The organism is Rothia sp. P13129 (assembly GCF_048512865.1).
Taxonomy (GTDB): Bacteria; Actinomycetota; Actinomycetes; order Actinomycetales; family Micrococcaceae; genus Rothia.
In genome coordinates this window covers 1-21,648 of record NZ_JBLXYA010000007.1, presented here as the reverse complement: position 1 = coordinate 21,648, position 21,648 = coordinate 1, and the positions used below count along the sequence as shown (strand labels likewise).

14 protein-coding genes, 1 CRISPR repeat array and 1 riboswitch (1 of these 16 only partly in view) are annotated in these 21,648 nt (G+C 47.8%); of the genes, 7 read left to right on the top strand and 7 right to left on the bottom strand.

Going from position 1 to position 21,648, the window contains the following annotated elements; translation table 11 throughout:
- Window positions 1-4,334: a CRISPR direct-repeat array (repeat unit 29 nt; unit sequence CTCTTCCCCGTACACACGGGGGTATTTCC) (it extends 518 nt beyond the left edge of the window).
- 826 nt (window positions 4,335-5,160) lie between these two features.
- Window positions 5,161-5,379, top strand: a complete 219-nt coding sequence (locus tag ACN081_RS05855) for a hypothetical protein (RefSeq protein ID WP_419107237.1) — start codon at window positions 5,161-5,163, stop codon at window positions 5,377-5,379.
- An 828-nt stretch (window positions 5,380-6,207) separates the two neighbouring features.
- Here ACN081_RS05855 and ACN081_RS05850 read toward each other — a convergent pair.
- Window positions 6,208-7,590 (bottom strand): glycine--tRNA ligase, encoded by a 1,383-nt coding sequence (locus tag ACN081_RS05850; protein WP_419107236.1) that lies wholly within the window; start codon window positions 7,588-7,590, stop codon window positions 6,208-6,210.
- A gap of 187 nt (window positions 7,591-7,777) precedes the next feature.
- Between ACN081_RS05850 and ACN081_RS05845 the strand changes: the two genes are divergently transcribed.
- Complete coding sequence (locus ACN081_RS05845; RefSeq protein WP_419107235.1) at window positions 7,778-8,008, top strand: RNA-binding S4 domain-containing protein; 231 nt, start codon at window positions 7,778-7,780, stop codon at window positions 8,006-8,008.
- Between the two features lie 68 nt (window positions 8,009-8,076).
- Here the strand turns inward: ACN081_RS05845 and ACN081_RS05840 are convergent, their stop codons facing one another.
- The 5 genes from ACN081_RS05840 to ACN081_RS05820 all read right to left on the bottom strand — a co-directional run bounded on the left by ACN081_RS05840 (window position 8,077) and on the right by ACN081_RS05820 (window position 12,901).
- Window positions 8,077-8,760: an alpha/beta hydrolase gene (locus ACN081_RS05840; protein ID WP_419107234.1), complete on the bottom strand. Its 684-nt coding sequence runs from the start codon at window positions 8,758-8,760 to the stop codon at window positions 8,077-8,079.
- A gap of 87 nt (window positions 8,761-8,847) precedes the next feature.
- Entirely contained in the window at window positions 8,848-9,600 is a 753-nt protein-coding gene (gene cas5e, locus ACN081_RS05835) for a type I-E CRISPR-associated protein Cas5/CasD (RefSeq protein ID WP_419107233.1), read from the bottom strand.
- Window positions 9,585-10,643 carry a type I-E CRISPR-associated protein Cas7/Cse4/CasC gene (gene cas7e / locus ACN081_RS05830; RefSeq protein WP_419103305.1) on the bottom strand — a complete coding sequence of 353 codons (1,059 nt, stop codon included), beginning with the start codon at window positions 10,641-10,643 and terminating at the stop codon, window positions 9,585-9,587. Before cas7e ends, cas5e begins: the two co-directional genes overlap by 16 nt.
- A gap of 55 nt (window positions 10,644-10,698) precedes the next feature.
- A complete protein-coding gene (locus ACN081_RS05825; protein WP_419107232.1) occupies window positions 10,699-11,289 on the bottom strand; it encodes a type I-E CRISPR-associated protein Cse2/CasB in 591 nt (196 codons plus the stop codon).
- Window positions 11,290-11,314: 25 nt separating this feature from the next.
- Window positions 11,315-12,901, bottom strand: coding sequence for a type I-E CRISPR-associated protein Cse1/CasA (locus ACN081_RS05820; protein WP_419107282.1), 1,587 nt, complete (start codon window positions 12,899-12,901; stop codon window positions 11,315-11,317).
- Between the two features lie 302 nt (window positions 12,902-13,203).
- Here ACN081_RS05820 and cas6e point away from each other — a divergent pair, with 302 nt between their 5' ends.
- From cas6e to cas2e, 4 genes are read left to right on the top strand one after another with little or no spacing between them, the layout of a single operon-like run.
- Window positions 13,204-13,872, top strand: coding sequence for a type I-E CRISPR-associated protein Cas6/Cse3/CasE (gene cas6e / locus ACN081_RS05815; protein ID WP_419107231.1), 669 nt, complete (start codon window positions 13,204-13,206; stop codon window positions 13,870-13,872).
- Window positions 13,873-13,888: 16 nt separating this feature from the next.
- Window positions 13,889-16,582 carry a CRISPR-associated helicase Cas3' gene (gene cas3 / locus ACN081_RS05810; RefSeq protein ID WP_419107230.1) on the top strand — a complete coding sequence of 898 codons (2,694 nt, stop codon included), beginning with the start codon at window positions 13,889-13,891 and terminating at the stop codon, window positions 16,580-16,582.
- A 12-nt stretch (window positions 16,583-16,594) separates the two neighbouring features.
- A complete protein-coding gene (gene cas1e / locus ACN081_RS05805; protein ID WP_419107229.1) occupies window positions 16,595-17,536 on the top strand; it encodes a type I-E CRISPR-associated endonuclease Cas1e in 942 nt (313 codons plus the stop codon).
- A complete protein-coding gene (cas2e, locus tag ACN081_RS05800) occupies window positions 17,536-17,847 on the top strand; it encodes a type I-E CRISPR-associated endoribonuclease Cas2e (RefSeq protein WP_419103311.1) in 312 nt (103 codons plus the stop codon). The genes cas1e and cas2e overlap by 1 nt, the downstream gene beginning before the upstream one ends.
- 62 nt (window positions 17,848-17,909) lie before the next feature.
- On the opposite strand, the gene metX is transcribed toward cas2e, so the two are convergent.
- Complete coding sequence (gene metX, locus ACN081_RS05795; RefSeq protein ID WP_419107228.1) at window positions 17,910-19,004, bottom strand: homoserine O-acetyltransferase MetX; 1,095 nt, start codon at window positions 19,002-19,004, stop codon at window positions 17,910-17,912.
- A 116-nt stretch (window positions 19,005-19,120) separates the two neighbouring features.
- A riboswitch (SAM riboswitch) is annotated at window positions 19,121-19,240 on the bottom strand.
- Between the two features lie 168 nt (window positions 19,241-19,408).
- Between metX and ACN081_RS05790 the strand changes: the two genes are divergently transcribed.
- Window positions 19,409-21,568: a S9 family peptidase gene (locus tag ACN081_RS05790; RefSeq protein WP_419107227.1), complete on the top strand. Its 2,160-nt coding sequence runs from the start codon at window positions 19,409-19,411 to the stop codon at window positions 21,566-21,568.
- Window positions 21,569-21,648 lie beyond the last annotated feature (80 nt).

Below are 21,648 nucleotides of genomic sequence, written 5' to 3'. Positions count from 1 at the left end.
TGGCTCGGTAGGCGGAGTTACTGGCTCGGTAGCTCTTCCCCGTACACACGGGGGTATTTCCCATAAAGATAGGCGACACTTTCGGATGGTTCTCTCTTCCCCGTACACACGGGGGTATTTCCCCCCACGCTGAGATGCGCTAAATGCACGGCTTCTCTTCCCCGTACACACGGGGGTATTTCCGGGGTAAAAGTCGAGGGCGGGCGGCAGCTTAGCTCTTCCCCGTACACACGGGGGTATTTCCCTGGTGGGAATTTCACCCCGCGCTAGGGAATACTCTTCCCCGTACACACGGGGGTATTTCCGCTACCCGCGAGCATGGTTAGTGAGGGTGTGCCTCTTCCCCGTACACACGGGGGTATTTCCCATTAAGAGTCATTATTTTTCTCCTTTATCAACTCTTCCCCGTACACACGGGGGTATTTCCACGAAAAATTGTGGCATATGTGGAGCGTGTGGCTCTTCCCCGTACACACGGGGGTATTTCCTTAGTTATGAGGCTTCCATTGAATCTCCTACTCTCTTCCCCGTACACACGGGGGTATTTCCAAAAAGATGGATGCTGATAACTTCCCCGAAGCCTCTTCCCCGTACACACGGGGGTATTTCCTTCAATTTCCCGAATGGTGAAATATGGCCAGCCTCTTCCCCGTACACACGGGGGTATTTCCGTAAATGTAATTGGTATCACTGGCAATCCTGACTCTTCCCCGTACACACGGGGGTATTTCCGAATATTTGCCCTCTGGCGTGCCAAAACCCGTCTCTTCCCCGTACACACGGGGGTATTTCCGCCGATAGCGGTAAATTCATAGCCTTTTTCCTCTCTTCCCCGTACACACGGGGGTATTTCCTAGAGAATCGATGAATCGAGTGGCTTCGGCTACTCTTCCCCGTACACACGGGGGTATTTCCGCATGGGTTGATGCTGACAGCATCTGCATTAACTCTTCCCCGTACACACGGGGGTATTTCCAAGGTTTACCGTTGATTAGACCCGTGGTTGAGCTCTTCCCCGTACACACGGGGGTATTTCCAACTGGCAATGCGCCTATAAAACACCTAGCCACTCTTCCCCGTACACACGGGGGTATTTCCCGGCATGGAAAAAGTTAGCAATAAATCTAGCCCTCTTCCCCGTACACACGGGGGTATTTCCCGAAATTCCAATTATTGAGGCAGCCTCGCGGGCTCTTCCCCGTACACACGGGGGTATTTCCGCGCTATACGCTTCGCGCGTGGGCGTGAACCCCTCTTCCCCGTACACACGGGGGGTATTTCCCTCCTTGACGGTGAGCATGAGGGGTGCTTCTTCTCTTCCCCGTACACACGGGGGTATTTCCGATCATGTACTCGTTGGCTCTCAAAGGAAGAGCTCTTCCCCGTACACACGGGGGTATTTCCTGCCCAACACACCCTTAGGTGTGTTCGTGCTCCTCTTCCCCGTACACACGGGGGTATTTCAATACCCTCAATGAAAATAAAGATAAAATTATACTCTTCCCCGTACACACGGGGGTATTTCCTCATAATGAGAAGACACCGGAACAGGCAAACACTCTTCCCCGTACACACGGGGGTATTTCCAGAGCTGGCAGAAGCCCTCGGCATATCCAGAGCTCTTCCCCGTACACACGGGGGTATTTCCTCTTCTACACACTGAACTACAGAAAATCACCGCTCTTCCCCGTACACACGGGGGTATTTCCTAACTATTTTGAGGGCATTTCACTTATTAAGCCTCTTCCCCGTACACACGGGGGTATTTCCGGCAATTATGCGAGCGCGTTTGTGAGGGCGTTCTCTTCCCCGTACACACGGGGGTATTTCCCTTTTAGCCTTCCTCTCAGATTATGAGGGCATCTCTTCCCCGTACACACGGGGGTATTTCCCCGATGGTGTTTGAAGTACACCAAGACCATATCTCTTCCCCGTACACACGGGGGTATTTCGACGTATCGCACCGGTTTCGTTATGCATACCAGCTCTTCCCCGTACACACGGGGGTATTTCCAGAGCGTATTTTGAGAATCGAGTGATAAAGTACTCTTCCCCGTACACACGGGGGTATTTCCTTAGAAAAAGCCTAAGAAAAGCCGGCTATGATCTCTTCCCCGTACACACGGGGGTATTTCCCGGCAAAAAAGAGCGCCAATATAAATATCATGCTCTTCCCCGTACACACGGGGGTATTTCCCGGTAAGCGCACTTGGCGCGGGTATATCACCGCTCTTCCCCGTACACACGGGGGTATTTCCGGAAGAAGTGCAAACCTTCGCCGGAGACCAATCTCTTCCCCGTACACACGGGGGTATTTCCAACGGTCCATTTTCCATCTAAAAATACTTTGACTCTTCCCCGTACACACGGGGGTATTTCCGCATCGAAGAAGACTTACACACAAAAGACCGGCTCTTCCCCGTACACACGGGGGTATTTCCAATTTCATCTCGCACCGCCTCATAACGACCGGCTCTTCCCCGTACACACGGGGGTATTTCCTCCAGATATTGAAGAAGAAGAAGAAATGCCAACTCTTCCCCGTACACACGGGGGTATTTCCCTTCTCATTGACGCACAGAATCAATCAGCGTTCTCTTCCCCGTACACACGGGGGTATTTCCTACGCTTTGATGACGCACCGGAAGCTTTTAGACTCTTCCCCGTACACACGGGGGTATTTCCGATAATCTTCTCTCTATCGAAATTCACCATGGCTCTTCCCCGTACACACGGGGGTATTTCCGCGCGTAATGGTGTTATTAGCCGCCTTATGCGCTCTTCCCCGTACACACGGGGGTATTTCCAATTTTTGTGCATAATCCAAGGGTGGATGCTTCTCTTCCCCGTACACACGGGGGTATTTCCTTATTCTTATGGTCTTGCAACTCTTTCATTCACTCTTCCCCGTACACACGGGGGTATTTCCCGGATATTTTGGAAGCCAATCCTCCCCTGATACTCTTCCTCGTACACACGGGGGTATTTCCCGGTAAGGATATAGCCATCTTTCGCATTAGCGCTCTTCCCCGTACACACGGGGGTATTTCCGGCTTCTAGCCAGATAATAAGCTCAACTAGTGCTCTTCCCCGTACACACGGGGGTATTTCCTAGCCGGCGTTAAGCTTGTGACTAGCGAAGATCTCTTCCCCGTACACACGGGGGTATTTCCAGGGTGTTTGATAAACGAATAGTGTGGCTACCCTCTTCCCCGTACACACGGGGGTATTTCCGCGCATCTACTCGTTATTGGTGGTACTGGTGGCTCTTCCCCGTACACACGGGGGTATTTCCGCTACATGGTTAGAGGGTGTGTTCTTCCCCTACTCTTCCCCGTACACACGGGGGTATTTCCATAATGTTGAATCTAACGCATGGCGAATCTATCTCTTCCCCGTACACACGGGGGTATTTCCTCTTTTTTCTATCGAAATTCATCATGGAAAGACTCTTCCCCGTACACACGGGGGTATTTCCCTAATTGGGGTTTGCGTTATCCACTCGGAGCACTCTTCCCCGTACACACGGGGGTATTTCCCTCTTCGGTGGCGTAAGGCTTCCAAGCTGGCCCTCTTCCCCGTACACACGGGGGTATTTCCAAGAATTTTTCCTGATTCTCTTTTTTCAGCCACTCTTCCCCGTACACACGGGGGTATTTCCACCTAAGCCTTAGGTTCTTCCAGCGCCTTATCCTCTTCCCCGTACACACGGGGGTATTTCCCCGAAGAACACATCATCTGCTCTTTTGGAAGACTCTTCCCCGTACACACGGGGGTATTTCCATCACGAGTTTTTAGAGCACGCAAACCAATTCCTCTTCCCCGTACACACGGGGGTATTTCCGTAAAAGCGCCTCCCACTTTTGTGATGCCCATCTCTTCCCCGTACACACGGGGGTATTTCTAGGCTGTAGAGTGTCGGGGTCGGTAATAATGGCTCTTCCCCGTACACACGGGGGTATTTCCAAAAGCTGGTTTACATGGCAAAACGCCTCATCCTCTTCCCCGTACACACGGGGGTATTTCCCAACTGCGGATAAGTATGGCCTATTGCAAGTACTCTTCCCCGTACACACGGGGGTATTTCCGCAGAATCAGTTGCTGGGAACGTTCGAGCAGACTCTTCCCCGTACACACGGGGGTATTTCCTCCTCCCCAATAGGTATTGTCATCCCGTTATACTCTTCCCCGTACACACGGGGGTATTTCCGCAGAAAGCATAAGAGCCGATGAATGGAGCTTCTCTTCCCCGTACACACGGGGGGGTATTTCCATCATCTGGCACGGGGTGTGGTTTAGGCTGAGCTCTTCCCCGTACACACGGGGGTATTTCCGATTTTTTAGCATTATTTCTGATATGCCCAGCCTCTTCCCCGTACACACGGGGGGGGGTATTTCCCCCTTGAAAAGTTTTTTATAAAAACGGGTTGCCTCTTCCCCGTACACACGGGGGGTATTTCCAGTCGCAGTTTCCTCAAATAAAAGTTCTTCAGCTCTTCCCCCGTACACACGGGGGTATTTCCGAAATGAGCGGAGGTATTACCACCTTGGCGAGCTCTTCCCCGTACACACGGGGGTATTTCGGGAGAGTGGATTGTGGTTGCGTGGAAGTGGAGCTCTTCCCCGTACACACGGAGGTCTTTCCTACGTATACTCCTATCACTACTCAAAGGAGACCTCTTCGCCGTACACACGGAGGTAGTCCATGGGATACTAAGTTGCTAGGGTGGAGCTCAGATATAGCGTCGGAGGTCTTACGTGCTTCAGTTAAGACTACGAAGGACGCCCGGAAGTACGCATTATCGAGTTCATCAAGAATTCTTACGCGCCTTGGTACATCATCGAAAAATAACAATAAAAAAGGGCGCGTAGCAAAATTATCCAACGGCTACGCACCCCCAGCCTAAAAGGCTGTAGCGGGTAGAAAGAAAAATAAAAACCCGCTGGCAAAACAATAACACACCGTGCATACCTGTACTAGTTGTACCCTTCCCTACACGCCTAAAACAGGACGTTATGGAGGAAAGGAAATCTTCCAAGGCATTCCCGATGCAATGTTTGAGGCAGATATTATGTTCATATCTGAGGTATGGTAGTTCGCATGTGCACGGTTCTTATTCTTGCCATGATTCGTGGTTCTTTTGGGTTATTCTTAGGGTTATGGAAAGCGGAGAAAATTATTTAAATTTATCTGGCTTCGCTAAAGCCATAGGGAAAGATTTAAGCCATTTGTCAAAAGCTAAGGATCTTCCCCCTGCCGACGCATGGCTCAAAGGCGCGGGGGAAAAGAAAAGCCCCCTGTGGCTAGAAAGCACCGCGCTGGCTTATGGGCAAGCGGTCGAAGCCCGAAGAATAAAATTCACGAAGAAAAATAAATAACCTAACGCCCCTTATGCGCTTGCATAGGGGGCGTTTTCTTAGCTGTAACGCGACTTAAAAACTTTTTACAAACCCACCTGAACTTTGAGTGAAACTTCCCTAGACACCCCAAGCATGTTTTCTATTCAGCCCCCCCACATCAGAGAATCCAATAAGTTCCTTGAACACCCCACACAAGTAGTGTATAGTGACTTGCATCTCATTTGATGGTTTGCAAGAACCGATACTTATAGATATTCGTCAAGCCATCAAAAATGACTAAGGAGCGAATAAATTTATGACTCACCTTGTTATTTCCATTCTCGCCCTAATCAGCATAATCGTATCTTTAGCAATAGTTGTATTGGTGATTCGCTTTCTCTACTACGGATTCAAGAAACTTTATAGAGAAGACCAAGAATGGCAGTCGAACAGGAAAATGAAACAAAACCCGAATCATCTCGACCCCAAGCAATAACGAGAAGATACACAAGGTTAGAGCAGTATCTCTTAGTAACCCCATAGAACATCACCCATAGATGAGGCTTAGAGTAGGGGGTTCTATTGAGCTAACCCAGAAAATTTAAGAGATAGATACAAATGACAGGTAATTGGTTGCATCTAAGCTATTTTCTGTATCAGAATCAAAAAATAAACTCAGCAGTCCTGAAGCCGTCAATATAAACGTAAGCATAAATAAGGTTGCGACAATTATTGATATGACGTATAAGTTTTTTGTCTCTTTTTTCATTCTTTATCCTTAGATATAAAAATGGTGTCTGACACCACCACGAAGATAGCACCAGACACCATAAGAATTATGAATTTCTATAAGAATGAACCTAGGTTTTACCCTAGAAATTTTTCAGCAAGATAACTTTGTACCTTGTCCAAAGAAACACGTTCTTGATTCATCGTGTCACGTTCACGAATCGTCACTGCTTGGTCTTCAAGAGTGTCAAAATCTACAGTGATGCAGAACGGTGTACCAATCTCATCTTGACGGCGGTAACGACGTCCAATAGCGCCAGAATCATCATAATCAACATTCCATTGACGACGAAGCTGCTGTGCAAGGTTCTTTGCCGTTGGCACCAAATCTTCTTTTTTAGATAATGGCAACACCGCTGCTTTAACAGGTGCAAGACGAGGATCAAGTTTAAGCACAGTACGCTTGTCCACTCCACCTTTAGTATTAGGCGCTTCATCTTCTAGATACGCATCTACAAGGAACGCCATCATAGAACGGGTGAGTCCGAAGGACGGTTCAATAACATAAGGCACGTAACGTTCGCCGGTTCCTTGGTCAAAGTATTCAAGCTTAGCGTTTGAGTGTTTGTTATGCACACCGAGGTCGTAGTCTGTACGGTTTGCAACGCCCATGAGTTCGCCCCAAGGGTTGCCTTGGAAACCAAATTTGTATTCAATGTCGATGGTTCCGGCAGAGTAGTGGGCACGGTCGTCTTCAGGGACATCAAATTTCCGCATGTTATCTGGGTTGATGCCTAGGTCAACAAACCAGTTCCAGCAGTCTTCAACCCATTGTTCAAAGTGTTGTGGTGCATCTTCGGGGTGGGTGAAGAATTCGATCTCCATCTGTTCAAACTCGCGGGTTCGGAAGATGAAGTTTCCTGGGGTGATTTCGTTGCGGAAGGCTTTACCAATTTGTCCGATGCCGAAGGGTGGGCGTTTGCGTGCAGCAGTCACCACGTTGTTGAAGTTTACGAAGATTCCCTGTGCTGTTTCGGGGCGGAGGAAGTGTAGGCCTTCTTCGTTATCGACTGGTCCGAGGTAGGTTTTCATCAGACCAGAGAAGTTTTGTGGTTCGGTCCATTGTCCGCGTGTACCGCATTTGGGGCAGGCGATGTCTGCCATGCCGTTTTCTGGTGCGCGACCTTTTTTCTCTTCGTAGGCTTCGATGAGGTGGTCTTGTCGTAGGCGGGTGTGGCATGAGAGGCATTCAACCAAGGGGTCGGTGAATGTTTCTATGTGGCCGGATGCTTCCCAAATTTTGGTGGGGAGGATGACGGAAGAGTCGAGTCCAACCATGTCTTCGCGTCCGCGTACAAATGTTTGCCACCATTGTTGGCGGATGTTCTCTTTGAGTTCAGCACCTAGGGGGCCGTAGTCCCACGCTGATCGTGTTCCGCCGTAGATTTCGCCGGCTTGGAAGACGAAGCCTCGGCGTTTTGCCAAGGTGATGACGTTATCGAGAACTGTTTTTTCTGCCATTATTACTCCTAGTGCCCCGCCGCTGGAGACGACGTGCAGGGGTTGTTTTATAGTGTCTGTGCGTATCTGTACGCGTTGTCTAAGAGTACCTTATTATTATGGTTCGTTCTGTTACTGAGCGGTGTGATACGTCTTGAGTTAGGGCGTAGGTCTTTTGCCTGCTGGTTCATCGGTTAGAGTATTAGTTATGAGTAATGTTGAACGTGTTTTTATTCGTGATGAGAGTATCCGGCTAGGGCAGTTTCTTAAACTTGCTGCTTTGGTAGAGAACGGTGTTCATGCCCGTGAACTCATTCAAGACGGTCTCGTGAAAGTTAACGGTGATATTGAAGAGGCCCGCGGAAAGCAGCTACGCCATGGCGACACGGTAACGCTCAACGGTATTACTGTTGAGGTCGCCTCTGAAAGTAAACAGTAAATTACTATATATACCGGTTGCAGTTAAGATTTGGTGTGCGTGTAGCGTAGCTGTTTTCCTCACTATAGCTATGTTAACGGGAGTATATTTTTCTGGATAAATGACGCTACGTGCTGTATCTCTTGCGGGCAGATACTGTGAGCCATTCCAGAGTATTCGTGTATTTCGAGGTTGGTGTTTTCTTCTAACCATGAGCGAGTATATTCTTCTTTTTCGGTAGGAATAATGGGGTCTTGGTCGCCGTAACCGTAGAAGACTGGTATTTGTCGTTGTTTGAGTTGTTGTGTGGTTTTAGCCCATTCTTCTGTTTCAATGATGTATCCGCTAAGGCCAATAATTGCTGATATTTTTTCGGGATAGCGTCGCGCAATACTTGTTGCTAACGCCATACCTTGTGAGAAGCCGAGGAGCGTTATCCCATCGTAGTCTGCACATTCTTTGTCTAGCCATTGGTTCACGTAGTCGCAGGCTAGGTTAATGCTGTGTAAGGAACTGTCTAAGAGCTGGTTGAGTGGAAACCACTGGTACCCGTAGCTGACGGCGGGAATATGTGCGGTGGTTGCGGTGTCGTCAATGGTTGCGCCGACGGGCTGAGGTGCTCTCATGCTCGCCCATGTAATGTTTTCTGAGCCGATGAGTTTGGCTATTTGCAGGAGGTCTTGTTCGTTAGAACCATACCCGTGTAAGAGAAGAATGAGATGTGTTCCAGCACGTTCTTGTGCGGGGTGTAGGTATTCAACGGTGTAAGTCATGTTTTTCCTTAGTGATGGGTATGGCAAAAGAACTCGTTGTGGTGCGCCCAAAATAGGCGTGGCACACCACAACGAGTTCTTGCTGTTTTATAGAAGGGTTTTACGTCGTTTGAGAAGTTCTGCTGTTTTCTCTAACCACATATTGCGGTCTTGTACGACAGGAACTCTAGTCTTTGACGGTGCTACGGGAGTATCGTCAACAAATTGATAGATTGTCACTGTTGCCGATTCTTCTGCGCCCGCCTCTTGCATAGTGGAGCGTCGCTCTCTTCGTTGTTTCCTCTTGACCGTAGGGATTTTATAAATCTCATCTGAGTCCCCTACTCCTAAGTAAAAAGGAAACACTGCCGGAAACGCTTTACGCCCTAAATAGGTGCTGAATTGGGGGCTTCTTAACGCCGCATCTATTTCTTCAGTTTTACCTTCTGCGGTGATACGTACAATAAATTCGCTATCTGCAAGATATGTACGGTTCACGATAGAAGTTCCAGATTGCGCGTCGGGAGTAAACACTAAGCTTTTTGCGCTTGATGCTTTTTGCCCTTGTGCAAGGAGGATACGACGGCGGAAAGTTTCTTCTCCTGTACGCGGATTAATCGTCTGAAAATCATCAGTGTATTGCACGGGGCGTTCCATACGGATAGTAAACTCTACGTTTTCTAACCATTGTGGCCATTGCCCTCGTTGATACCCCAATGCACCTGCGAGAAGCCCTCGTAGGGCACTTGGTGTAGGGATTTTACCTGTGTTGACGATATTACCGGTGACGGAGGCACCAGCCCAAGACTGTAAGGGGCCAGCTAATCTCAAATACACCGATGATGTCATTGGCAGATCCATTCCACGATGTTTTCTACGAATTCTTTGCGGGAGACAGCTTTGAGGTCACCAAACTTTCCGTCAAGGTTGGTGTATGTTCCGGTGAGGGATTCTACTGGGCCGAAGTTGTCTGGGTCGAAGCGTCGTGCTGCAGCATATTGTTGAGCGAGCTCGTCGATTGTTGCGCCAAGATATCCGCCTTCAGCACCATTTTTTACGGGCGTTTCGAAGTCGTATGCGGTACGGTACTGTTGTTCTTCTGCTAGAACGAGAGCAGGCTGAACATAAGGTGCTGTACTGTTTTCTTTACCGCGGGGCATTCCGTAGAGAATTGCGGTAATGAGTTGGCGTAGGTTCTCTTTAGAGTCTTCTTGGCCAAATCCTGCCCAGCTTTTCTTGAGCTGTTCACGGTCGATGCTCACAGTGCGGTAGAAGACACCGTTCGTGTATTGTGCAACGCCAAGGAATGTTGCGCCAGAGTCACCGTTACGTTCTTTAATATCGTCGACGGTGGAGAAGTAGTCTGTTTCGATGGTTGCGGGGTGTGTTGTCACTCCGGGTGAGACGCTGAGAGCTGCTTCAGTGTTTTTGGTGGGTGCGTTAGCGAACATGCGACCAAAAGCTGCGATAGCAAGAGATCCGGTACGTCCGTCTTCGATGAAGGTTTCGTCGGTACGTCCTAGTGCCGTGTATGCTGCGGTGGTGAGTTCCTCTTCGCTGAGCCACGAGGAACGGTCGGAGCCGCCTTCTGTTTCTTTTTCTGCACCTTTGGTGAGTGTTCCAATAATTTTTTTAGCTTCCTTAGTCAAGGATTTTTCATCTGCATCGGGTTGAAGTTCTAATGCTTTTGCTACAACTTCATTTACGAGGGAGCCTGAACGTACAGAGTAATCCAAAGAGGCATTCTCGTAGGCAACACGGATTCCTCGCTTGATGGATTGTGAGGAGTGCAGTGCACGTAAGCTTCCGCCGATGGTTGCACGTTTTGGTGTTCCGCTGTCATCGCGGTTGAGGTTGGAGTAGGGTACGGTTGAGACGATGCTCAAGGTCAGGTGACGAGACATGTCAATGTCCTTTCAATAGGTAGTGTTAAGAAAATACTTGGTATGTATAAAAGGTTTATGCTTCTGTTTCTTCAGTTTTTTCTTTTTTAGGGAAAACTGCCGAATAATAATCGCGCATCATGGTGAGGCGGTGTTCACGTGATTCCTCAGAAACACCGTTCCCCCAATAAGTGAACATATTGATGAGTGCGCCAAAATGCATTGCCGGAACGTTGTTAAGCTTCCCTGACATTTGCATGATGCGGTATAAAGTGCGAACTGCCTCTTCTAAGTTTTGTGTGTGCAGATACGATAAAAGCTGGCCTATCCTATCTGGGTTATCGGGGTTTAGCTCTATATCTCTATCGTTGGCAAGCGCACGACTTACTTCTGCCGCCCACGTTCCCACGCTCTTCCACTGGTATTTCCCGTCGTTATCAAAGTTTTGAGGGATATTGTTGAATTCAGAGATGAGCCCCATGGAACGGAGCACTGCCGTTCGATGATGGGAGTTGTCTATATAGGGCAACACGTAAGGGTACGCATAATGTTCCATGGTAGACACTAAGCCTTTTCGGAGAGCTGACCGTGCCTTCTTTGAGTTGGACTGGGGTTCTCTCACCCTTAGCGTAAATCTAAGGAGATTATAATAAGATTCCTGAGCCATAGGAGCTCCTTTCTATCAATAAAAATTAACTTTGCGAGAACAACGCAAAATGTAAACGACGGTCTAAGATTCCTCGTACGTAAACCGCGCGTTCTGGATGCTGACTTATATGAGGCGCGATAGTTTTGTCGTACGCTCGCAGTGCAGCAGCTTGCGCTTTTTCAAGAACTTCCCGTGGAATCTTTTTTTCGCCTTCTTTTACAGAAATAACGAATTCTTCATACACTGGCCCAATTTCACGCCAGAAGTACGCAGAGGCATCTTTTCTGCGATGTTCCAAATCGTCAAAAGCCACAACACCTTTTCCTGTATCTCGGCGTTTTTTGTCTCCTTCAGTCATACGTCTGAAGGGAGCACGCACGATGTTATGTAACTCTTGAATAGTCTTTGCATGGGTTTGGATAGCTTCTTGTAATTCTTCGTTGGCGTCAAATACCCATTGCGTAGAGTCTGGTTGATAAACAGAGGAAGCTCTAATGCTAGGGGATGAGGCCGTTCCTTCAATTTGATGACGGATAAAGCACAGCGTTTCATCCCCATCACCGTCGTAGAAACGTTGTTCTAGCTGTTTAGAAGCCGCTTCAACTTTTGATTCTGCCGCCCATTCTACGGCTAGGTCAGTTGCGTCTCGCCCGAAGTCTAGACGCTGGGCTTTAAGTTCTCCGCTTTGATTTGGCATGTAGAGGTAGAAGGGATCCAGCGTATTGCGGGTATCCCACCAGTTTTTTCTAGCTTGTTTATCGCTAGCAGGCCCCATTTCTGGTACATACCATTTTTCTGGTATACCGCCAACGCGTACGCCTGCAAGGTTTTTATCTTCCCAATACGTAGCAACGGTGTTAGAGCTCCATGTTGCGTCCCATAGTGATGGTTCCGCAGAGGGTGTCTTCGCTTTTGTTATTCCTTCTCTGTCTGCCCATGCAGGCAGCTCTTTACTGAAAACCCAGCTTTTAGGAATAGCCATCAGCAACGTAGCAAGGAGATTCTCTCCTTGCCAGAAGATTTCTGTAGCGGCATTTCCTTTTCCCAGATACCGAATCCCTGGTGCACCCATGGCGCACTTGTCACCATCGTAGGTATTATTTCCAGCCATTGAATAGTGGTGGTATACCAAAATATCCGTGGCAGCTTGTTCTAGAGAAATAGACTGAGGTTGAGCAACAATGAGGTTCCAGAAATCTTCTCCTGCGTCAGAGGGCATGGCTGGTGAAAGCTTTTTGACGGGCTGCTGCCCCGGCCCTAGAGCACGAGCACTATCTTTTGCAGAAGTTGGCGCAACAGGTGGTCGCTGCATGAAAGGCATGTTCCCATCAAAAAGGTCACTACCTGCGGCCAATTCGTCTAACGCTTTATCTAAAGCTTCTTCTGGAACGCCTAATTCTAGGAGCTTTTCACTAACCTGAGGAGTTTTTTTAGGGTTATCAACTCCGCAGTGTCTTAATGTCACAGCGAGTACTGTCGTTAGCAGTCTCAGAAAAGCTGCGTACTGGTATCCAGGAATCTTTTTATCAAGCGCTACTCCGTCTTTATGCGCATGAAGCAAGGCTTCTCTCACTGTCACGGACTCAGAGGTGAGCTTCACAAAGGAAACATCTTTAAGTATGTCTACCATCACAGACCTCTCTTTCTTTAGGATAGTTGTGAAATATGCTGCATAACTCACATTCTGACAGAACAACTCTTATAGTGTCAACACTATAAACAGAATTAAATAATAACAAATAATAAGTTGATTATATTTTGACGAGTGGTACGATAAAGACCAAAGATTAGAAAAGTACCTCCGCGTATGCGGAGAAAATGGCATAGTAACAAAAAATAAAGAAATACCCCCGAACAAGGTTCGGGGAAAGCCAATAGCACTTAGTCTAACATTTCTTCGCAGTAACGACCCAAGAAAGGAAGTTCCGTCTTATGAACGCCACGGTTCATCTTACAAAGTTCCCAGTTCACCTTGCCCTAGCTCGCATACCTCAGCACTCTCATTCTGCACACGAACTTTTACTCGACTCCCCCACTTTCAGGCACCGTGCTGTTATGGGGTTATTTGACGAAAATCTAGAATCTTCTAACCCTCGTTCAAAAAACAACATCCTCTTCCGTTTAGATTCTGTGCCGGGACACGCTCCATACTTTTTAGTTCAGTCTTCTATTCCTGTACAAGCAGAAGACATTATTAAAGAGCTTGAAACAAAAGAAGTTCCCCTCCAGTCACCGCAAGAAGGAACACCTGTTGCTTTTAGACTTGCAATCAACGGCATCATCCGCAAATCTCGCTCCCGAGAAGTATCACCTGTACCTTTTGACGGGGAAAGCCAAGAGAACCCGCTAAGCTTTACCCATTGGCTTGAACAACGTCTTTCTGGAGCACTCAAAGACATCTCCGTCATGAATCATCAGCGTCAGGTCTTAGGAACAGATCACACAGGGAAAAAGCAAGGCGATTTGACGGTTCAGATAGATACCGTAGACGGATTCGCCTACGTTGATTCCCCGTCAGTTCTTGAGCAGGCACTTCTCAACGGCGTAGGACGAGCCAAGTCCTATGGCTGTGGAATGCTTAGCATTAAAATCGCCCAATAAACGGTGAGGAATACTCATGCCTGTACCAACACATAGCTATCTCTGGTCAAAACAAGACAAGACTCACGGCACATACCCTCTTCTTGCCCATTTACTCGACACCGCAGCAGTCGCAGGTGTGCTCTACGACCGTTGGTTACGACCAGGCCTTCAAGAACTTTTTAAACAAGAGCTAGGTCAACAGGCACGGAGTATCGTGTGCTTTATTGCTGGTAGTCATGATGTTGGTAAAGCCTCGCCCTTATTTCAAGGGCAGTTTTCACAAAAGGAAGAAGTCTGGGACAGTATTCGTGAAAATATTTTGGTTCATAATCCCTTAGCGTTTGAAGGGCTATCCGATCTGAGCGATGACCAGAGAAAAGAGCGTTCTTTACGTCGTCATGAACAAATTAGCGCTTCAGCACTCGGATTCTATGCAGATAGTTCTTCTTGTGTTCATGGCACATCTCAAGCTATCTGGCAATGTTTACCAGCTCTAGGGCATCATGGGTACTTTGATATTCCATTCGACCTTGACAATAAACAGATTTTTAAACGGAAGCGTCGACTACATAGTACTTTTACCTGCCTCCTTGAAGAAAACGGTTGGACACAGGCTCAGGACGATTTATTGTCGCTAGTGGAGCAGGCAGTAGGAATTTGCCGCAAGGAGTTCCCTGATGAGGTATCTAATACGGTGGTTGTGTTGCTTTCGGGTCTAACTATTCTTGCAGATAGGATTGCTTCGCATTCTGATTGGGTCGCTCAGAATCAACAGCTCATGGCTGACGGAACGCTGGTTTTAGAGAAACCGAATGAATGGGTAGCCGCTTTATATGAACAGGCCCTTCACAAGGTTAAGGAAACTGTTGGTGTTTACCATGGTTGGGAGGACGAGGTTGCTGCTCGTCAGGCTATTCTTGGTGATTATGAGCCTCGGCCTATGCAAGCTGAAGCGTTGCGTTCTGGTGGTGGATTATGGAATGTGATGGTGCAGACCGGCGGAGGCAAAACAGAGGCTGCTTTGTTGCGTCATTGTACAGAACAAGAACGTTTGTTGTTTTTGCTTCCTACTCAGGCAACTTCTAACGCTTTGATGCGCAGGGTGCAAAAATTTTATGAGGGTACACCGAACGTTGCGGCTTTGGCGCATGGTCTAGCGTCTATTGAGGATTTTTACCAAACCCCTATCACGAGCTTTGGCGGTTCTGAGATAGGTGATAGTTCTTGTATGGGGCAAGGTTCTGGCGGTTTATATCCTACGGAGTTTGTGCGTTCTGGTGCAGCTCGTTTACTTGCTCCTGTTTTTGTTGGCACGGTAGATCAGGCGTTGATGGGTTCTTTGCCTCTTAAGTGGACTCATCTGCGGTTATTGGCTTTGGCAAACTCTCATATTGTGGTTGATGAGGTGCATACTCTCGATCATTATCAAACACAATTATTGGTCACTCTTCTTGGATGGTTGGGAAAGACGAATACGCGTGTCACTTTGCTAACGGCAACTTTACCGCAGTGGCAGCGTCAACAATTTTTGGAAGCGTATACAGGTGAGTCTCTATCCGAGCACAACCTTGTTCCGGCTTTCCCTGCAACAGAATCATTAAAGCATTCTTCTTCTACACCGGAGACTTCTCCCCTACCAAGTGACACATATAGCATTGATTTTTCGTTAGATACAGTCGATTCTAATTCTCTAGAAGATTCCCATATTATGTGGGTTCGCTCCATGCGTGAACGATTCCCCAAAGCTCGTATCGGCGTTATTTGTAATACGGTTCAGCGAGCGCAGACGGTTGCTGCTGCTCTTGAGCAAGAGTATGGGGGTGTTGTTCTTCTTCATTCTCGGATGACGGCGGAGCATCGTCGTATTAACGCACAACAGCTTGAAGCGCTGATTGGTGCTGGTAAGACGGCTGAGTCTGTCATTGTTGTGGGTACTCAAGCTATTGAAGCTTCTTTGGATATTGATTTAGATTTTTTGAGTACGGATTTGTGCCCGTCAGCGTCGTTGATTCAGCGTGCTGGTAGGGTGTGGAGGCGTTCTGATGTTTTGCGTGCAGAGCGTGTTCCAGGTGTTCCGCATATACCGATTCGGGTGGTTCGTGTTGCTGAGCTTGATAAGTATTCAAGTGCACCGTATTTTCAGGCTGAGTTGGAGCGTACATGGTCGTTTTTGATGGAGCATCAGCATTTTGTCGTACCCGATAATAATCAAGCTTTTATTGATAGCTCATCTTTATCTCTTGACACTTTCGCAGACCAAGATGATGACGCATTTTTAGATGCCTTTGCCGATATTGTGAGCCGTATTCGTAAGGGGCTCAGCGCTGCGACACCCTTAGAAGAAGCGTTAGATGATGAGGCGAGGATAACGGAGTTCAAACAGCTCACTCAAAGAGGTGGAGACGAGGAGTCTGCTGAACGACGTACACGCCTTATTGAACGTGAAAGCACACCGGTTATTCTTTGCTGTTCTGATGGCAGTATTCCTGGTGCGTGGGATGGCGCCCCCGAAGATCTAGCAAAGATTACTCCTCAAGAACAGCAGAAGATTCGACAAGCATTAAAAGGTTCTTTGCCATTAGTTGTTTCTTCTTCAAAATTATCAGAGCAGTTAGTTTCTTTGGCTGATGCGCCGTCTCTTCTGAAGCGGTATTCGTATTTGCCTCAGGCTGAGCGTTTTTATGACCCTGCGTCAGGATTTTCAGAGCACCTCTTTACTGAGGAATAGGGGAATGTTCTTATGGCTTATTCGGATGAGGCTTTAGCTTTTTCGACGATACCGGCTTCTCATCAGGTTCGTTTAGAAGATCGAGTGTCTTTTCTTTACTTAGAGTATTGCGTTATTAAACAAGAGAAAACAGGTGTTGTTGCGTGGGGTTCGGAGCGGGGTTCTGAAAAACTTGCGGGGCAGAAAATACAATTGCCGGTGAGTAGTCTTGCTGTTTTGATGTTAGGTCCTGGGACGAGTATTTCTCAGCCAGCAATTACCTCGTGCACGAGGGCAGGTGTCACAGTGCTGTTCTCTGGTGGTGGCGGTGTACCAGCATATTCTCATGCTACACCGCTGACCTCTTCTGCTCGTTGGGCTATTGCTCAGGCACGTACTGCTGCCCAAGAGAAATTTCAAAAGCAAGCGGCTCTTATTCTGTACAAAAAGCAGCTAGGTATTGAGAAAATGCCGGGTGGTTCTATTGCGACGATGCGTGGTTTAGAGGGCCGGACGATACGCAATCTATATCGAGAGCAGGCTAAGAAACATGGTGTTCAGGGGTTTAAACGTGATGTTTCGGCAACGGATAATGTTAATGTTGCGTTGAATCTGGCTCATTCGATTTTGTACGGTTGTGCTGCTTCTGCTTGTGCTGCATTGGGTTTGAACCCTGCTTTAGGGGTGATTCATCGTGGGGATATTCGTTCTTTATTGTATGACCTTGCGGATCTTTATAAGCCTTCTTTAAGTATTCCGTTAGCTTTTTCGTTCTCGAGTAGTGAGAATATTGCAGAAGATATTAGGCGTGCTGTTCGTCGGGAGTTGGTACGTCAGAATGTTTTGCAGGGCATGGTGAAAACGTTGATAGAGGTGTATAGCCCGCAATTACCTCATCGTGATGATGATCGTCTGATTAGTGATAGAGGCGAGGAAGTAACTGGTCACACTCAATATGGTCGAAGGGCGCAGTAATGTTTGTTGTTCTCACCACGGTTTCTTTACCTCAGCATGTACATGGGTATTTAACGCGGTTTCTTTCTGAAGTGTCGGTGGGTGTTTTTGTTGGTAATGTTTCGGCTCGTGTTCGAGATAATCTGTGGGAACGGTGTGTATTAGCTGCTGGAGATGGGTTATTGACTCTTGTGTATAGCGACAAGAGCATGGAACAGGGGTTTAATGTACGTACGCATGGTGTGCGGCGTCGTGTCATGGTTGATTGTGATGGGGTACTTTTAGCGTCGTCTTCTCCCCTGTCTCACGAGGAATTTTCTTCTGAAGAATAGCGGTCAGTAGCTCATTGTGAGGTGAACGGGGGCGATGCCGGGTTTGTTTCTTTTTCGTGTTGTTAGTGGGTTTTTCTGCCTTGTTTTAGAGCTGGTTCTAGGATTTTTTGTAGTTGTTTTGTTTCTAGGAGGAATCCGTCGTGTCCAGCTGGAGAGTAGATAGCTTGTGCTTGTACCGGTTGGGGCAAGGCGCGGGCTAGTTCATGTGATTGTTCTGGGTAGAAGAGTCTGTCATTGTGCACGTAGGCGATGGTCCATGTGCATTGGCTTCGTTGCAGTGTTTGGTGTAATGTTCCACGATTTCGGGTGATGTCGTGGCTCATGAGTATTTCGTTAATGCTGAGGTAGCTATTTGCGTCAAAACGTTGCACGAGTTTATGCGCGTGGTAGTCCATATATGATTCCACGCTGTATTGTGTACTGTTTTGTGTTTGTTGTGTGCGTCCGAATCGGGTGTGGAGTTCTTCTGAGGTTCGGTAGGTGATATGTGCGATGCGTCGAGCTATCCCTAGTCCTTGGCTGGGAGGTTGTTTATCGTAGTAGTCGCCTCCGTAGAAGTGTTGGTCGCTGCGGATAGCAAGGTTTTGTGCTTGTGCCCAGGCTAGTTGTTCTGCGGTGGTGTATGCGCCGGAGGCGATGACGGCGCAGTGACGTACGTTTTCGGGGTAGGTGATGGCCCATTCTAAGGCTCGTGCTCCTCCGAGGGATCCTCCTATAACATGTGCCCATTGTGTGATGCCGAGTGCTTCTGCTAGATGTTTTTCGGCGTGTACGGTGTCTCGTACGGTGAGTCTTGGGAAGGATGACCCCCATGGTTGTGGGGGTTGTTTGTGTGGGTGTGTGCTGTGTGCTCCGGTGCTTCCGTTACAGCCTCCGAGAATATTCGGTGCTACGACAAAGTAGGTGTTTGTGTCGATGGTTTTTCCTGCTCCAACGAGCTCTTCCCACCAGCCGTAAGTAGTGTTGTGTTCGTTGTGGGCGACGTGGGTGTCTCCTGTTAGGGCATGTAAGATGAGCACGGCGTTGTCTTTGTGTTTGTTGAGGTTTCCCCATGTTTCGTAGGCGATAGTTGCGTTGGGTAGTGTGTGCCCTGATTCTAGGGGTAGTGTCTCGATGGTTGTGTGGTGTTGGTAAGTGAGTGTTGTTGGGGTACTCATAGATGCTCCAATAACTATTGTTGTAGTAGATTGGGGCTGTATCTGCACTGTTGTTTCCTCTAGTGTGTTGCCTGTTTGGTGTGCAGGCTCTTATGTTGAGGAGGTAGTGCGTACTGCTCCCGCGCTTGCACCGTCTAAGAGTGTTTTTCTGGTGCCGGGTCTGTCTCAGTGGCACCCCGCCGCGAGTGGAGGGTTGCCGGCTAATAAGCTGAGTCTTGGTATTAGCGCTCTTGACCGTATTGTTATCGTATCTGAGTGGTTTGTTGTGGGTCGAGCCGTTTCTTCTTCTTTACGTTCTCATGCGGTAGTTTGTCTTGTTTCGTCATATTTTGTCTTTAGAATAGTTCTCATGTCGCGTTGTTTTAAGGGCGCATTATCTATTTTTCTTTTCGGAGGTACATTTCATGTCTCAAGCACCTGTTACGAAGCGTGTGGAGTCTTCACGTGTTCATCATGGCGATACGTTTATTGACCATTATGAGTGGCTTCGTGCTAAGGACGATTCTGAGGTGGTGGAGTACCTCAATACAGAAAATGCTTATACAGAGCAGTCCACTCAGTCACAGCAAGCACTTCGTGAAAGTATTTTTCAGGAGATTAAGGAGCGTACCTTAGAGACGGATCTTTCTGTTCCTTCTCGCCATGGAGATTGGTGGTATTTTTCGCGGACGATTGAGGGTGAACAGTACCCTGTATTTTGTCGTGTGCCTGCTTTGGTAGACGGTGGTGAGGTGGAGATGTTTTCTCCTCCGCAGGTTCAGGCGGGTGTTCCTCTTGATCAAGAGCAGGTCATTCTTGATTGTAATGAGTTTGCACGAGAGTTGCCGTTCTTTTCTCTTGGGTCTTTTTCGCCTTCGTTAGATGGTTCTTTGTTGAGCTTTGGTGTTGATGATTCTGGCGATGAACGCTATACCCAGTATTTCTTAGATTTAGAGACATTGACTCTTTCAGAGGAGACTTTGCCCGGCATTTTTAGTGGCGCATATTTGACTCCTGATGCATCAACCCTTATTTATTCTCTTGTCGATGAGTCATGGCGCCCATATGAGATACGGGCTCACTGTATTGGTGCGGGGGAAGAAGATTGTGTTCTTTTCACCGAGCATGACAATGCGATGTGGCTTAGCAGCGCTCTTTCTGCTGACCGGACTCATATCGTTATTACGTCATTTTCTTCTGAGTTTTCGGAGGTTCGTTTAGTTCCGCTTCAAGATATGTCGGCTGAGCCTTTGTTGGTTATTGGTAAGAAGCATCGTGTGCAATACGGTGTTGAGCCTATTCGTATTGATGGTGTGCCTTATGTTCTCATCATGCATGATGCTGACGCTCTTAACTCAGAAATTGTGCTTGCCCCTTATCCAACGTCTCAGCCTTTTGAGCAGTACCGTCAGTTATGGCTTAAAGTTATGCCTCATCGTTCTGAGGTGCGTATTGAGGGGTTTGATTTTTCGTCAACTCATCTTGTGGTGACGGCTCGTGAGAATACGACGGTACGAGTTTTTCTTGCCGATTTAGACCGTTTGCGCGCCTTGTTGCGTTCGCAGTCGAATGCGGGGGTTGTTTTTAGTGAGCCGACCGGTTTTGTGGAGGAAATTTATACGACTGGTGTTTCTCATGTTTCTATTGATTCGCCGGTCATTCGTATTTCGTACACGTCGTGGGTGACTCCCCCTCGAATTTATGACTATTTTCCGCGTACTCAGGAGCTTATTCTTCGCCGTGAGACCCCCGTATTAGGCGATTATCATGCTGAGGATTATCAGGCGTATCGCATGTGGGCACCTGCCCGTGATGGTGCGATGATTCCTATTTCTGTTATTCATCGTGCTGATCTTGATTTGTCTCAGCAGCATCCCGTGTTCCAGTATGGTTATGGTTCCTATGAGGTGTCGATAGATCCTTATTTCTCTATAGCGAGGTTGTCGCTTCTAGATCGTGGCGTGATTTATGTGGTGGCGCATATTCGTGGTGGTGGCGAGATGGGACGCCAGTGGTATCAAGATGGTAAGAAACTTCAGAAGAAGAATACTTTTACTGATTTTGTTGATGTTACGGAGTTCTTAGGGCAACGCCCGTGGGTTGATCAGAAGAAGATTGCTATTTCTGGTGCTTCTGCTGGTGGTTTGCTCATTGGTGCGGTTCTGAATCTTGCTCCCGAGAAGTATTGTGCTGCTATCGCAGGTGTTCCGTTTGTGGATGCGTTGACGACTATTCTTGATCCAGATCTTCCGTTGTCTGCTTTGGAGTGGGAGGAATGGGGTAACCCTATTGAGGATGCCGAAGTATACGAGTATATGAAGTCTTATTCTCCATACGAGAATATCCGTCACGTCAAGTATCCACCGATTGTTGCAGTGACGAGTTTTAACGATACTCGTGTGTTATATGTTGAGCCGGCTAAGTGGGTAGCTCAGCTACGTGAGAGTATCTCTGCTGATTCGGCTACTCCCCTGTTGAAGATTGAGATGGATGGTGGGCACGGTGGCGGTTCAGGCCGTTACACTGCGTGGCGTGATATTGCGTGGGAGTACGCTTTTGCGCTGACTTACTTATTAGACCAATAATATTTCTGGTTTTTCGGTATATAACAAAAGCGGTGGTGTTTCCGCGGTTGAGGCAACACCACCCCGTTTGTGTTAAGCCA

Excerpts from the sequence above, each read along its gene's own strand:
- ACN081_RS05855 (WP_419107237.1), top strand. The coding sequence starts at position 5,161 with ATGGAAAGCGGAGAAAATTATTTAAATTTATCTGGCTTCGCTAAAGCC.
- ACN081_RS05850 (WP_419107236.1), bottom strand. The coding sequence starts at position 7,590 with ATGGCAGAAAAAACAGTTCTCGATAACGTCATCACCTTGGCAAAACGC.
- ACN081_RS05845 (WP_419107235.1), top strand. The coding sequence starts at position 7,778 with ATGAGTAATGTTGAACGTGTTTTTATTCGTGATGAGAGTATCCGGCTA.
- ACN081_RS05840 (WP_419107234.1), bottom strand. The coding sequence starts at position 8,760 with ATGACTTACACCGTTGAATACCTACACCCCGCACAAGAACGTGCTGGA.
- cas5e (WP_419107233.1), bottom strand. The coding sequence starts at position 9,600 with ATGGATCTGCCAATGACATCATCGGTGTATTTGAGATTAGCTGGCCCC.
- cas7e (WP_419103305.1), bottom strand. The coding sequence starts at position 10,643 with ATGTCTCGTCACCTGACCTTGAGCATCGTCTCAACCGTACCCTACTCC.
- ACN081_RS05825 (WP_419107232.1), bottom strand. The coding sequence starts at position 11,289 with ATGGCTCAGGAATCTTATTATAATCTCCTTAGATTTACGCTAAGGGTG.
- ACN081_RS05820 (WP_419107282.1), bottom strand. The coding sequence starts at position 12,901 with ATGGTAGACATACTTAAAGATGTTTCCTTTGTGAAGCTCACCTCTGAG.
- cas6e (WP_419107231.1), top strand. The coding sequence starts at position 13,204 with ATGAACGCCACGGTTCATCTTACAAAGTTCCCAGTTCACCTTGCCCTA.
- cas3 (WP_419107230.1), top strand. The coding sequence starts at position 13,889 with ATGCCTGTACCAACACATAGCTATCTCTGGTCAAAACAAGACAAGACT.
- cas1e (WP_419107229.1), top strand. The coding sequence starts at position 16,595 with ATGGCTTATTCGGATGAGGCTTTAGCTTTTTCGACGATACCGGCTTCT.
- cas2e (WP_419103311.1), top strand. The coding sequence starts at position 17,536 with ATGTTTGTTGTTCTCACCACGGTTTCTTTACCTCAGCATGTACATGGG.
- metX (WP_419107228.1), bottom strand. The coding sequence starts at position 19,004 with ATGAGTACCCCAACAACACTCACTTACCAACACCACACAACCATCGAG.
- ACN081_RS05790 (WP_419107227.1), top strand. The coding sequence starts at position 19,409 with ATGTCTCAAGCACCTGTTACGAAGCGTGTGGAGTCTTCACGTGTTCAT.